This window comes from Microbulbifer sp. ABF4_107 (genome assembly GCF_056312215.1).
This window is the reverse complement of the sequence record NZ_CM149983.1, coordinates 4,031,434-4,044,882: the sequence shown is the minus strand read 5'-3', so window position 1 is coordinate 4,044,882 and position 13,449 is coordinate 4,031,434. Positions and strand designations below refer to the sequence as shown.

General features: G+C 60.0%; 11 protein-coding genes. 8 read left to right on the top strand and 3 right to left on the bottom strand.

Translation table 11 applies throughout. The annotated features are described in order from the left end of the window. The first annotated feature begins 33 nt into the window (after positions 1 to 33). Complete coding sequence (locus ACYX4K_RS16625) at positions 34 to 1,194, top strand: hypothetical protein (RefSeq protein WP_475091039.1); 1,161 nt, start codon at positions 34 to 36, stop codon at positions 1,192 to 1,194. A 272-nt stretch (positions 1,195 to 1,466) separates the two neighbouring features. Then, the gene (locus ACYX4K_RS16620; protein WP_475091040.1) at positions 1,467 to 2,612 is read left to right on the top strand and encodes a beta-ketoacyl-ACP synthase III; all 1,146 of its coding nucleotides are present in this window, start codon (positions 1,467 to 1,469) and stop codon (positions 2,610 to 2,612) included. Here the strand turns inward: ACYX4K_RS16620 and ACYX4K_RS16615 are convergent. Then, the gene (locus ACYX4K_RS16615) at positions 2,609 to 2,944 is read right to left on the bottom strand and encodes an antibiotic biosynthesis monooxygenase family protein (RefSeq protein WP_475091041.1); all 336 of its coding nucleotides are present in this window, start codon (positions 2,942 to 2,944) and stop codon (positions 2,609 to 2,611) included. The two genes, ACYX4K_RS16620 and ACYX4K_RS16615, sit on opposite strands and share 4 nt — an antisense overlap. Positions 2,945 to 3,041: 97 nt before the next feature. Between ACYX4K_RS16615 and ACYX4K_RS16610 the strand changes: the two genes are divergently transcribed. From ACYX4K_RS16610 to ACYX4K_RS16600, 3 genes are all read left to right on the top strand, one after another. Next, positions 3,042 to 4,049, top strand: a complete 1,008-nt coding sequence (locus tag ACYX4K_RS16610; RefSeq protein WP_475091042.1) for a serine/threonine protein kinase — start codon at positions 3,042 to 3,044, stop codon at positions 4,047 to 4,049. A gap of 30 nt (positions 4,050 to 4,079) precedes the next feature. Further along, entirely contained in the window at positions 4,080 to 4,898 is an 819-nt protein-coding gene (gene cysE / locus ACYX4K_RS16605; RefSeq protein ID WP_475091043.1) for a serine O-acetyltransferase, read from the top strand. A 63-nt stretch (positions 4,899 to 4,961) separates the two neighbouring features. After that, a complete protein-coding gene (locus ACYX4K_RS16600) occupies positions 4,962 to 5,828 on the top strand; it encodes a GNAT family N-acetyltransferase (protein WP_475091044.1) in 867 nt (288 codons plus the stop codon). Between the two features lie 25 nt (positions 5,829 to 5,853). On the opposite strand, the gene epmA is transcribed toward ACYX4K_RS16600, so the two are convergent. Continuing rightward, positions 5,854 to 6,807, bottom strand: a complete 954-nt coding sequence (gene epmA, locus ACYX4K_RS16595) for an EF-P lysine aminoacylase EpmA (RefSeq protein WP_475091045.1) — start codon at positions 6,805 to 6,807, stop codon at positions 5,854 to 5,856. A gap of 222 nt (positions 6,808 to 7,029) precedes the next feature. Beyond that, positions 7,030 to 7,602: an elongation factor P gene (gene efp, locus ACYX4K_RS16590; RefSeq protein WP_475091046.1), complete on the bottom strand. Its 573-nt coding sequence runs from the start codon at positions 7,600 to 7,602 to the stop codon at positions 7,030 to 7,032. Positions 7,603 to 7,709: 107 nt separating this feature from the next. Between efp and epmB the strand changes: the two genes are divergently transcribed. The 3 genes from epmB (at position 7,710) to ACYX4K_RS16575 (ending at position 13,283) form a co-directional block, all read left to right on the top strand. Then, positions 7,710 to 8,759 (top strand): EF-P beta-lysylation protein EpmB, encoded by a 1,050-nt coding sequence (epmB, locus tag ACYX4K_RS16585; RefSeq protein WP_475091047.1) that lies wholly within the window; start codon positions 7,710 to 7,712, stop codon positions 8,757 to 8,759. Positions 8,760 to 9,037: 278 nt separating this feature from the next. Then, on the top strand, positions 9,038 to 10,921 hold the full coding sequence (locus ACYX4K_RS16580) for a hypothetical protein (protein WP_475091048.1): 1,884 nt from the start codon (positions 9,038 to 9,040) through the stop codon (positions 10,919 to 10,921). A 280-nt stretch (positions 10,922 to 11,201) separates the two neighbouring features. Beyond that, complete coding sequence (locus ACYX4K_RS16575; RefSeq protein ID WP_475091049.1) at positions 11,202 to 13,283, top strand: EAL domain-containing protein; 2,082 nt, start codon at positions 11,202 to 11,204, stop codon at positions 13,281 to 13,283. The last annotated feature ends 166 nt before the right edge of the window (positions 13,284 to 13,449 follow it).

Genomic DNA, 13,449 nt, shown 5'->3' with positions numbered 1-13,449 from the left:
GCAACGAAGGATTCATTCAACAAGGATCAAGTTATGAGTTCCCCAGATAATCATTGGAAAATACTAATCCCGAAACATTCCAACCCAAATGCCAGCCGAAATATCTATGTGCATAGTGACCACTATGCTGACTGGATGGCAATAAAGAAGTCGCATGAAGGCGACTACTATCTAGGATCCATTATGCGCGCCGCATATAGCTTGAACTCTCGTGCTGGTGGTCGCTCGAATAAGCCCGCTCATTTAGCGCAGCCTGGGTTTGCCATTCATTACCTTATTGATGAGCACGGGAACGTAAAGCTTTTAAACTTGGATGTGGATAAGAAATATCAGGCCGCAGGTGACCAACAATCTACAGGTCTCTATCGTGTCAAATATTCAGCGGGGGAAAAGGGAGAAGGTTGGTTCACAGACAATATCGAAAATACAAAATTAGATCTCCGTCATCGCTGGAAGGAAGCCCATTACGCCGCAGTAGCAGGAAAGTTTGATGACAAAGAGCGAGCAGGCGCAAAATTAATCGACCATATTCGCAACGCCTACGCTGGCGAGCTGCGCGGCCACGCCATCGATAAACCTAACAAGCACTACTCCCTTTTCTGGCAAAATGGTGGCTACCGCAGCGACCACCAAAGCAATCAACTGGCGTCCTTGCTTCAGCAGGCCATGGGACAGAAATCCCGCGTACACTGGCTCGCTCACGGCGAGGGTGCTGGCACTTTAGTCCGCGCCATGAAGATTTTGAAAACTGGCCCCAAGCTTCAGCATTCAGAAAACGATTCAAAAGTCCGCGCTCGTCAGGTCGTGTACTTTTCCAACCCTCGCGGCAAAGGCACTAAAACCAAAGAACTGGAAACACTCTGCGAGCAGGTAGGGTTCGACCTGGCAGGTATTAACCGGAACACAAATGACCTATGGGACCGCGAAACCAATGGCGCGCACTCAGATAGATTCTTACCGATAATCGCTAAACTTGGTGTGGGTGGTGCAGTAGGCACTTTCGGCTTCGACACTTTCGCAAAAGCCATTAACCTCACCATGCAAGCCGCGGGTCCCGCTGGCACCATCGCCGCTGGGCTCGGTTGTTACATTATCGGGAAAAGCGTCTATAACGATCTCAGTGGCCACGCTCGCAGCCTCAAGGGCGTTTGCCAGAACACTCTGGGCAAAGGCAACCAGAACTGGGCAGCTTAGCTTCAATCCACTTACTCAAAGGCCGCCAAGTATCTGCTTAGCGGCCATGGCCAATTCCCCCCACATCTCAGCCAGATCCCCAACCTGACCAACCGGTACTCCCGTGCTCGTTTCTAGACCAATGTGACTCCAGGCGCCACAATAGTCGCCCTTTTTGGCGGCTGCGCAAAAATCCACCGGCTGCTAACGTTATAAATAGAGTTCGCCCGAACCGGCCCGCCAAGAACAGGGCCCACGCGGGTGTAACGCACAGGATGATGGGACCCAGAAACATGAGTGAATTCAAAATGCCCCGCGGCATCGTGATCAGCGGTACCGGGCTGTGGACGCCGCCGGAATCCATCAGCAATGAAGAGCTGGTGCAGGCGCTCAATACCTTTGCGGAGAAATATAACCGCGAGAATGCCGATGCGATCGAGTCCGGGGAACTACAGGCGAAACCCTATTCTTCCGCAGAATTTATCGAGAAGGCCTCCGGGATTAAGAACCGCTATGTGATCAGCAAAGAGGGCATTCTCGATCCGGAGCGTATGCGCCCCTATCTACCGGAGCGCGCCGATGAAGAGCTGTGCCTGCAGGCGGAGATGGGTCTTAAGGCGGCGAAGCTGGCGCTGGAGAAGGCCAACAAGAAACCGGAAGATATCGACGCGGTGATTGTGGGTGCTTCCTACCTGCAGCGCGCCTACCCGGCGATTGCCATCGAAATCCAGGGCGAGCTGGGCATCGACGGTTTTGCGTTTGATATGGAAGTGGCCTGTTCCTCTGCGACCTTCGCGCTGCAGCGTGCGGTGGATGCGATCAGCTCCGGCTCCGCCAAGGCGGTGCTGGTGATCAACCCGGAACTGGCCTCGCCACAGGTGGACTACACCGATCGCGACAGCCACTTTATTTTTGGTGATGTGGCGGTGGCCACGGTGGTGGAGCGCAAGGACAATTGCAACGCGGAAACCGCGTGGGAAATTCTCGGCACCAAGGCGAAGACCGTTTTCTCCAACAATATCCGCTCCAACGTCAGCTACACCTCCCGCGCCGCGGATGTGGATCCGTTCGGCGAGGGCAAGCTGTTCCGCCAGAACGGTCGCAAGGTGTTCAAGGAAGTCTGTCCGATGGCGGCGGCGCACCTGGAAAATCAGGTTCAGGAATTGGGCTTTGAACCCAATGCGATCAGTCGCTGGTGGCTGCACCAGGCGAATATCAATATGAACCTGTTGATTGCGAAAAAACTGATGGGCGACGACGCCACACCAGAGCGCGCGCCGATCGTGCTGGATGAATTCGCCAACACCGGTTGTGCGGGCTCGGTAATTGCCTTTAACCGCAACAGCGACGATCTGCCCGTGGGCAGCACCGGGGTGATCTGCTCTTTTGGTGCGGGTTATTCCATTGGCAGTCTGGCGCTGGAAAAAATCGCCGTCTAATCAGATCTGTTTCCGCTGCCGCCGTCTGGCGGCAGCACTACCCACTCCGGTTCTTCATACCCGCCCAGGCTGCGAATTTCCACAAACGGCGCGGCACTCTTGATGATCTTTTCGATTTCCGGACTGTGATTGTTTTCCATGGCGTCGCGGTGCGCTTTGGATTGCCAGCGGGCGATGGCGATCAGCTTGTCCGGCTCGCCGATTTTGCGGTGCAGCTCGGTGCCCTGAGCACCGGGGGCCTGCTGGATCAGTTCGGAGGCGCGCACCCAGGCTTCTGCATACTCCTCGGCACTGTGGCCCTGTTTCATTTTGACTTCAAAAATGTACTTCACTGCCCGCTCCTTTTTTGATTTGGCCCGCCACTGGCAACCGCGTTAGCATAGCGCCCCCTGCCAATCCGAGCTTTGCGAGGCTCACTGGAGCACCGCCATGACCGAATCGTCAACTTCCTCTCAAGCCTCATCTCATCCCTATGATGCACTCACCCCGGACCGGGTGATCGACTGCGTGGAGAGCCTCGGGCTGCTCTCGGATGCGCGTATTTTTCCCCTCAACAGTTACGAGAACCGCGTCTATCAGGTGGGTATCGACGAGGCGCAGCCGCTGATCGCGAAGTTCTACCGCCCGGGTCGCTGGAGCGATGCGCAGATCAACGAGGAGCACCAGTTTGCCCTGGAGCTGGCGGATGCGGAAATTCCGGTGGTGGCACCACTGGCATTCAATGGCCAGACCCTGCACGAGGCCCACGGCTTCCGCTTTGCCCTGTTTCCCCGCCGCGGCGGCCACCAGATCGAGCTGGACAATTTCGACCATCTGGAACAGGTGGGCACCATGCTCGGACGCATTCACGCCATGGGCGCGGCGCGTCCCTTCGAGCACCGTACCTCGCTGAGCCTGCAACGCTTTGCCATCGACAGCCGAGAATTTATTCTGGGCGGCGATTTCCTGCCGCGAGAAAACGTGGAGGCCTATGCCACCACTACCGCGCATATCATTGAGCAGATTACCCCGGTGCTGGAGCAGGACTGGCCGACCATCCGGCTACATGGCGACTGCCACAGCGGCAATTTTTTGTGGCGGGACGACACCCCCTGGTTTGTGGATCTGGACGACTGCCTACAGGGCCCGGCGATCCAGGATATCTGGATGCTGATTTCCGGTGACCGCGCCGAGGCCACCGCTTACCTCGACACCGTGGTGGAAGGCTATGAAACCTTCTACCCTTTCGATCCGGCCCAGCTGCAATTGATTGAGCCCATGCGCTGCCTGCGCCAGATGCACCACGCGGCCTGGCTGGCGCGGCGCTGGGAGGATCCGGCCTTCCCCATGGCCTTCCCCTGGTTCAATTCGCCGCGCTACTGGGCGGAACATATTCTGGCACTGCGGGAGCAGTTGTCCGCCCTGCAGGAGCCGCCATTAACCCTCGGTGCGGTCTGAACCAATCAGCACTAGAAGGAGCAAACTCTGATGGAAACAGCCAAAGCCGAAGTGACCCAGGACCTGATCTGGGAAGGCATCCGCCGGGACGTATCGGTGCAGGTGGAGCGGGAGCCCATTCTGGCGAGCTTTCTGCACGCCACCATTCTCAACCACAACACCCTGGAAGCCGCGCTCAGTTTTCACCTGGCCAACAAACTCGACAGCCCGGTGGCGCCGGCACTGTTGATTCGCGAAGTGATCGACGAGGCGCTCGATTCCGATGCCACCATCGGCACTGCCGCGCGCGCGGATCTCGCCGCCATCGAGCAGCGCGACAGCGCCTGCCACTCGCTCTACGAGCCCTTCCTGTTCTTCAAGGGCTACCACGCCCTGCAGGCCTGGCGCGTGGCCCACTGGCTGTGGCAACAGAACCGCCGCTCGCTGTCGCTGTTTGTGCAGCACCGTATCTCGGTGGTGTTCGGGGTGGATATCCACCCGGCCGCGCAACTGGGGCAGGGCATTCTGCTGGATCACGCCACCGGTATCGTGATCGGTGAAACCGCGGTGGTGGAAGACAATGTATCCATCATGCAGTCGGTCACCCTTGGCGGCACCGGCAAGGAATCCGGCGACCGCCACCCGAAGGTACGCTGTGGTGTACTGATCGGCGCCGGCAGCAAAATCCTCGGCAATATCGAAATCGGCCGCTGCTCGCAGATTGCCTCGGGCAGTGTGGTATTGAAACCGGTGCCGGAGAAATCTCTGGTGGCCGGCGTGCCCGCCAAAGTCATCGGCACCGCCAGCTGTGAACAGCCCGCCATCTCCATGGACCAGTGCGCCATCTCCAAGGTGGATCAATTGCGCTGATTCTGCTGTCACAGGTTGCGAACAATAGATACGGCCAACCCACGGCAGGACTATTCTGTAACCATGAAATACAGTCTCAGCGCTAAAAACCTCGTATGCCGCAACCTGGAAAACAAAGCCGGGTACTGCGCCGATCTCTTAAACCCCAAACAGACCAAGGAAATTACCGGCCTGCTGCGCACCGACAGCGGTCTGCTGTCCTCACGCTTTAACCAGGTGGTCAGCAACTCGGTGATGCAACCGCGCATCCTGCAGCGCTTTGTGGTGGATTACTTCGCCGAACGTCACGCGCCTTTCGCCCTGTGGCACTGTGCCAGCAAATCTCTCGACGATGCCGAAATGGAGGCCCTGAATCTCAGCCGTCAGGCACCGCAGATCGCCATGGCGGCCGAGGTAAAACAGCTGACAAGCGACGAAACACCCCCCGAAGGTCTGGAAATCAAACCCGTCAGCACCGCCGAGGACATCATCGTCTACGGCGACCTTATTGCGGAAATGCAGGACTGCCCGCGGGAGACCGCGCAGATCAAAAAGTTCTACCACCAGCTGGCAGAACTGCCGGAGCACAAACACAGCCGCCTGAAACTGCATTTGGGCCTGCTGGATGGCAAACCCGTCGCCACCGGATGCCTGTTCTCCTCCGCAGACGCCCTCGGCTTCTACGACCTGTGCACACTACCCGACCACCGCGGCCGCGGTCTCGGTACCGCCATGTTCCAGCAGCTGGTAAAAGAAGTGATGAATAGCCACCACAAGCACGCGGTGGCACTGGTCGGCGAGGATCAGCAAGGCCTGTGGTTGAATGCCGGCTTCTACGCCGTCGGTGAAGTCACCTGTTACGAATTTATTCCCGAGCGAGGCAGTGCGCGCACGGCCACAAATCATCACTCGCCGGATAATGAGCTGGATGAAAATCGGAAATCCGCCTGATTATCCAGTAGAAAGTTGCGCGGGCTCAGGCCCGCTCGATCGGAAACGCAATGACCTCATCGATCCGCCCCGCCCCGCAGGCCAGCATCAGCAACCGGTCCACCCCCAGTGCAACGCCAGCACAATTCGGCATCCCCGCGGCCAGCGCCTGCACCAACCGCTCCTCAAACGGATTCACCGGCTTGTCATTATCTTCCCGATACCGCTGATCCGCCTCAAACCGCCGCAACTGCTCCGGCGCATCCGTCAGCTCCCAGTAACCGTTCGCCAGCTCCATGCCACCCACATACGCCTCAAACCGCCGCGCCACCGGCATCCCCAGCTCATCCTCCTCCACCCGCGCCAGTGCCGCCTGACTTGCCGGAAAGTCGTAAACCAGGGTAATGCCCTCACCCATAGCCGGCTCGATATGGTGGCTCATCAAAAGGTCCAGACACTCATCCCGCCCCGCCGGCTCAAACGAAATCTCGAACACCCGCGCCAGCACCACCTTTAATTCCTCGAACGACGCCCGATGGGGATCCACATCCAGATGCTGTAGAAACAGCGCCCGATAACTGTACGAGCGTACATGGGAAATCTTCAGCACCCACGACAGAAACTCCCCCACCTCAATCATCAACCGGTGGTCATCCCAGCCCACCCGGTACCACTCCAGCATCGTGAACTCCGGATTGTGCCGCCCCCCGGCCTCCCCATTGCGGAACGCCTTACCCAGGTAATAACAATCCCCAATCCCCGCCGCCAGCAGCCGCTTCAGACCAAATTCCGGGCTCGTCGCCAGAAACGCCGGCGCACCGCTGCAATCGGCCACGATGGAATCGATATGCGGGTCGCTGGTAGCGCGACGAGACAGAATCGGCACCTCCATTTCCAGCACCTGCCGCTCGGCAAAAAAGCGGCGGATATCCGCGAGCAGAGTGGCGCGGCGGCGAAGGTTTTCCAGTGAGGCGGTAGGACGCCAATGGGAGTCAGACATGAGAGGAATTAACCAGAATGATTAAGGCAGTTTAGTCGTGCCGAATGGCAGAGAAGTCAGAAGAGAAGGCGAGGCGCCGGGGATGGGTTTTCAGGAGCGTCGGCGACAGGGACGTCGCCGACGCAGCGTACAGGGATGTATTCACAGCGGTCCTGAAAACCCATCCCCGGTGACTCGCCGCCATCGCACGCCCAGAACGGGGCCCACGGTGGCAGGAAAGCATTAGTCTTCCTTGGCGCGACCCAGGTATTCCCCAGTACGGGTATCCACCTTGATGGTCTCCCCGATCTCCAGGAACAGCGGCACCTTCACCACCGCACCGGTCGCCAGCGTCGCCGGCTTGGTGCCACCCTGCGCCGTATCACCACGCACACCCGGATCCGTATCGGTAATCTCCAGAATCACATGGTTCGGCGGCGTCACCGCCAGCGGCGCACCGTTGTACAGAGTGACCACGCAAACATCCTGCTCCTTCAACCATTTCGCCGCATCGCCAACCGCCTTCGCATCCGCCTGATGCTGCTCAAACGTCTCCGGCTCCATAAAGTGGAAGAACTCACCGTCGTTGTAGAGGTATTCCATATCCCGGTCCATCACATCCGCAGACTCCAGGCTCTCACCGGAACGGAAAGTGCGCTCCCACACGCGGCCAGTCTTCAGGTTGCGCAGCTTCACACGGTTGAACGCCTGGCCCTTACCGGGCTTCACGAACTCATTGTCCACAATGGAACAGGGGTCGCCGTCCAGCATTACCTTCAGGCCGCCTTTGAATTCGTTAGTGGAATATGTACCCATGAGCTCCTCGAAATATCAGCATAACGCCGTCAAATTGATTAAACTTCGCGCGGCCCGCCAGGGGCAATTGAGCAGTAACCAGCCACCGCGCCAAAAAACAGCCCGCTATGATACAGCACCGCCAGCCCGCCCGTGAAATCAGCCGCGTCGAAATCGCCAGCGACCGAGACGAAACTGCGCCCGCGCGCCGCTGGCAGGAAGAAATGGCCGACCTGGTCACCGACCCACAGGAACTGCTCGACCTCCTGCAATTGGCCCCGCAACAGTTGCCAGCACTGACCGCCGCGTCAGACACCTTCCAACTGCGGGTACCGCGCCCCTTCCTCAAGCGTATCCGCCCCGGCGACCCCCAGGACCCGCTGCTGCTGCAAGTATTGCCCACGGCAGCAGAACTGCAGCCCAACCCCGGCTTCAATGACGACCCGCTGGAAGAGGCCAACGCCAATCCAGTGCCGGGCGTGGTGCACAAATACCGCGGCCGCCTGCTATTGATTACTGCCGGCCAGTGCGCGGTCAACTGCCGCTACTGCTTCCGCCGCGCCTTCCCCTACAGCGACAACCACCTCAACCGCAGCCAGTGGCAACAGGCCCTGGAATATATCCGCAGCCAAAAGGACCTGCGCGAAGTCATCCTGAGCGGCGGCGATCCACTGGTAATGAGCGACAAGCAACTTGGCTGGCTGGCTGGAGAGCTGGAACAGATACCGCAGCTGGACAAGCTGCGCATTCACACGCGCCTGCCCATCGTCGCGCCGTCGCGGGTCAACGACGAGCTCTTGCAGTGGTTCGCCAACAGCCGCCTGAAACCGATACTGGTACTGCACTGCAACCACGCCAACGAGATCGATAAAGAGGTCGCAGCAGCACTGGCGCGACTGCGCACCGCCGGTGTCACCCTGTTGAACCAGGCGGTACTGCTGCGGGGTGTAAACGACAGCGAAGATGCCCTCGCCGAGCTGTCGGAAAAGCTGTTCGCCAGCGGTGTATTGCCCTACTACCTACACCAACTCGATCGGGTGCAGGGGGCCGCACACTTCGAAGTAGACGACGATCGCGCCCGCGAACTGGTCGAAGCCGCCCGCCAGCGCCTGCCGGGTTATCTGGTGCCGCGCCTGGTGCGGGAAATACCGGCGGAAAAATCCAAAACTCCGATGTAATCCCTCCGGCAAATCACCTGTCGCCACGGCAATAGCGGCGAGCCATCCAACCATTCACCGGCGGCTCCGCGCTTGCTTACAGGTATCCCCCTGCGCACAAAACATCCACCCCAGCCCGCCGGAGAGCCACCCCAAAAGAGCCAATAGGCAACCTGTTCGCGCATATTCATAAGTTTTTTCGCGATTTAGTCGACATTTTGGACGCAATTTTCAACTGGTGCGTTTGTGCAAATTACGCCGCTCCGTATACTGCGCGTATAGCAACTCCGGTTAGTACAATGCAGGACGCAGTAGATACTGAACTCGGGCAACGGGCCCACCCCGGCAGCGAAGCCAGGGCAACATCTGACACCAGACCCGATAACCCCGCGACTCGCCAGGGCGCCCAAACGCGCGCCGCACATGCCACACCAATCCCACCGCCGGTTCTCGACCTGAAAAGGCTTGCCTGTGGCTGCCGCAACCATCGCCAACTGAAACGCTGGCTACATAGCTACCTGCGGGAAAACCCCACAGATCAGCGGGCCCAGCGCAACGCGGGCACCTTGCGCAGCCTGCTGGCAGAGATTGCCCGCTGGCGAGCGCCGGTACGCCTGCGCCTGGCAAGCCTGGAAGTCCTGCGCCCGGTCGTCGCCGAGCACTGTGGCGTTCTGGCTCTGGGGCAACTGACACAGAGTGACGCCGCGCCCCACAACCAAACCCAGGAACAGCGCCGCGACCTGCTCACCGCGGTGATCCTCTACCAGCATTTGGCCCAGGCCTACACCAGTGTCTGCGGCCAGCTCTCTGCCGAGCCGCACACCCTGTTCTTCCGTCGCCGCCTTGCCCGGACCCTGCATCGGGGGATCGACAGCTACCGCCGCCTGATCCAGATCAGCAGTTACTTCTATCTTGCGCCCCCCAAGGGCAGCTGGGCGGGCATACACCGCCTGCTGTTCCTTGCCCGTCAGCACGACCTGTCTCAGCGGCGCGTGCTGGATCCCCTGGCAGGCAGTACTCTGGAACCGCAAAACCCCAGTGCGCGCCGTCGTCTCCATCGCTGGGAGAGACTCTGTCAGCCCTACCTGCAAGCGGCCCTGTTTGCCAGTGCCAACCCGCTGCAACTGGCGGAGAATGAGCAGCTCCAGCTATGGCTGTGCTGCGATCGCTGGGCCGGCAGGGCAGCGCTACTGGAAAAGGCCGAAAAATCCGCGCAGACCCTGCTGTGTAACATCAAGCTGGATCAGCCACCGATTCCCGCGGTGCGCCTGCAGCGCAGCCGGGTGGACCTGCGACACTTTTCCATGCCCCTGGGCTGGCCAATAGACCTGACCAGACCGCTGTCTCAGCTGCAGCGACGCCTGCGCCGACCCGGCAACTTGTCCATGGATATGCTGACCCAAGTGCAGGGCATCTGGGCCGGGGAAAAGGCCCGCACGAGTCTGCGCACCCCGGTGGACATACGCTGCCAGGTAGTGATCGGTATCAGCGCCATCTGCTATCAGCTGAAGCAGGGTGGCGAGACCGCTCCGCTATCTTCCGCATTCAGCAATGACACCGGCCAGGGCAGCAGTCTGGTAATGGAAGTCGATTCCATCGATTTTCGCACCGGCCGCGCGCGCAGGGACTACGAGGTTTCCATCTCGGACGACTACACCTACGGAAAGAGCGCTTACGGCAATAGCGGCGCGCTGCCCAGCGCGCCTTCGGTCTCCCGCGGCACAGGCCCCGCAGCCACAGCGCCGCAACAGCGCTATGCCCCCATACCTGCAACCCTGCTCAATACCAGCGACAGCGGCGCCGGCCTGCGCCTGCCTCCCAGCACCCAGGGACGCCTGCACAGTGGCAATCTGATCGCCCTGAAAGTAAAAGAGCGCTGGGAGGTGGGAATGGTGCGCTGGCAGTTTGGGCTCCCGGACCAGTGCCGGGCGGGAGTGGAATTGCTGGGCGGCCACTCCAGTGCGGTGCGAGTACATCGCTATACCAAGGACGGGCGCCGCACCGATCCCATGGCAGGGCTCCTTACCGGTGACGCCGGTCATCCACCGGAACTGCTGCTACCCACCCCCCTGTTTCAGGAAGGAGACACCGTCGACATCGTCGCCGCGGGCCAGTCCCGCACCGTCACCCTGAGCCAGCAGACCCTGCGCACCGGCAGCTTCGCCATCTTCGAATTTTCGTGATCGCGGTATAGCAGGGCTGCAGAACTGCGGTATGGATCTTGCGACCAGTGCCTTTGACGAAGAATTTCGTTGAAATCACCGCTTTGTCGCAGGAATTTGGAACCATATCCCATAGTGGCGACCGTGCACTTGTTCACGTTAAATACCACGAACTACACTAGCGGGTTCGCGGTACTGGATCACCCCGCACCCTCGCATCACAAGAGCTAGGGGCAGCTGCACGGAAGCGGTCTTCAGATAGCAAAAACAAACCGCCGCGACGCAGTACAACAGGAACACAATGAGCAGCGACAACACCATCCGCCTACTACTAATCCACGATGTCCCGGCCGAGGCCCAGCGACTGGTGAGCATGCTGCAGAACGCCGGCCGCCCGAACCGCGCCCAGCACGTCGCCAGTGAAGCCGCTCTGACCAAGCTGTTGCAAGAGCACGCCTGGGACCTGCTGATCGCCGCCGAACATGGCAAGCAGCTGGAAGCCGCTACCGCGATCCGCACCATCAACAAGCTGCAGAAAGACGTCCCGGCTATATTGCTGACCGAGCGCGAGGGCTCGCAGCCGGTGGTGGAAGGTCTCAAGGTCGGCGCCCGCGATGTGGTCACCATCGATGAAGACCAGCACCTGCTACTGGTGATCCAGCGCGAGATCACCGCACTCGAGGAGCGCCGCCAGGCGCGCCAGCACGATCGCCGCTACCACGCCACCCTGAATCGCGCCAAGGAGCTACTGGACAGTTCCAAAGATGCCATCGCCTACATATCCGATGGTCTGATCGTTTACGCCAACGAATCCTTTGCCGAGCGCTTCGGTTACCAGGACCGCGACGAGGTGGAATACCAGCCGCTGATCGACATGCTCACCGAAGGCGAGCAGCCGGACGCGCGGGACTTCCTGCGCAACTGCGCCATCAACAACAACGAGGTGGAAGCCCAGGAGTGGCAGTTCACCGCCAGAACCGCCAACGGCACGCCGCTGGCCACCAAGGCAGAAGTGCTGTCCACTGTCTACGACGACGAGCGCTGCCTGCAGGTACGCATTGCCGCCAGCAGTGGCAATACGGAAGAGCTGGAAGCCCAACTCAGCGAAGCCAAGAACCGCGACGCCGCCACCGGACTGTACAACCGCCAGCGCTTCGTGCAGCTGCTGGACAACGCGATCCAGGCCGCCGCCGGCTCCCAGCGCACCGGCGGTTTGATGTTTATCGAGATCGACCGCTTTGAAGAATCCGTTCAGCAGGTCGTCGGGGTCGCCGGCGCCGACCAGTTGCACAAGAAATTCGGCGAACTGCTGCAAAGCAGCGCCCGTCGCGGGGACATCATCGCCCGCTACGGCGAGGAGAGTTACTGCCTGCTGATGCCGGAAACCACGCCGGACAGCGCCGAATCCCGCTCAAAGGAACTGCTGCAAAAGGTAGCCGACACCATTTTTGAGTCCGCCGGCAAAACCCTGCACATCACCGCGTCCATCGGTATTTCCCTGATGAGCGAAACGTCCGGCAACGCCGACAAGGTGCTCGAGCAGGCCTCCAAGGCCCATGACCAGGCCACCGCGAAAGGCAACGGCGGCTTCGCCCTGTACGAACCCGACAGCGAGCAGCAGGGCGACGCCGACACCTATCACCGCGCCCGTGTCACCCAGGCGCTGGAGGCCGGCAACTTCAAACTGCTGTATCAGCCGATTCTCAGCCTGCAGGGCAGTGGCGAAAAGCTCTACGAAGTACTGGTGCGCATGGTCGACGGCAAAGAGGAACTCGCCCCCATCGCGTTCCTTGAAGCGCTCGGCGATGCCGGCCTGTCCAACAAAATGGATCGCTGGGTAATCCTCAACGCGGTCAAGGCCGCCGCCGCGCAAAATGCCAAGGGCGAGCCGGTTTCGGTGCTGCTGCACCTCACCGCCGCCTCGCTCAAAGACAGCAGCCTCCCGGCGTGGCTCGGCGTCGCCTTCAAAGCTGCCAAGGTCACCCCGAAAACCGTCACCTTCCAGCTGCGCGCCGAAGACATCAACAGCAATCTTCACGCCGCTCGCGACTTTGCCAAACAGGTACAGGACCTCGGCTGCCGCGTTGCCGTGTGCCACTTCGGCACCGGCCTCAGCCCGTTCAAGGCCCTCGAACACGTCAAGGTCGACATCGCCAAGATCGACGCTTCCTTCGTGCGCGAGGTACAGGACGAGGGCGAAGACAGCGAAGCGCTGGTCAAACTCGTCAGCCAGCTGAAAGAAATCGACACCCAGGTCATCGTCCCCCACGTCGAACAGGCCAGCATGCTGCCCACCCTGTGGCAGACCGGCACCGACTATATCCAGGGCTACTATGTGCAGCCACCCGGGGAAGAGATGAGTTTTGATTTCAGTTTGGATTGATACACCGGGCTGATTGCATTCGACCAAAGGGGCAGGCACCTGCCCCTCTATCACTCCAAGCTCCATTCCCCCTGCAGCTTCAATTTCGGTCTACCTTAAAGACCACACTCAAACCAAATTTTCCCGTCACGGCCCCAATTGGGTATTCTGTGCCGCGATGAATTTA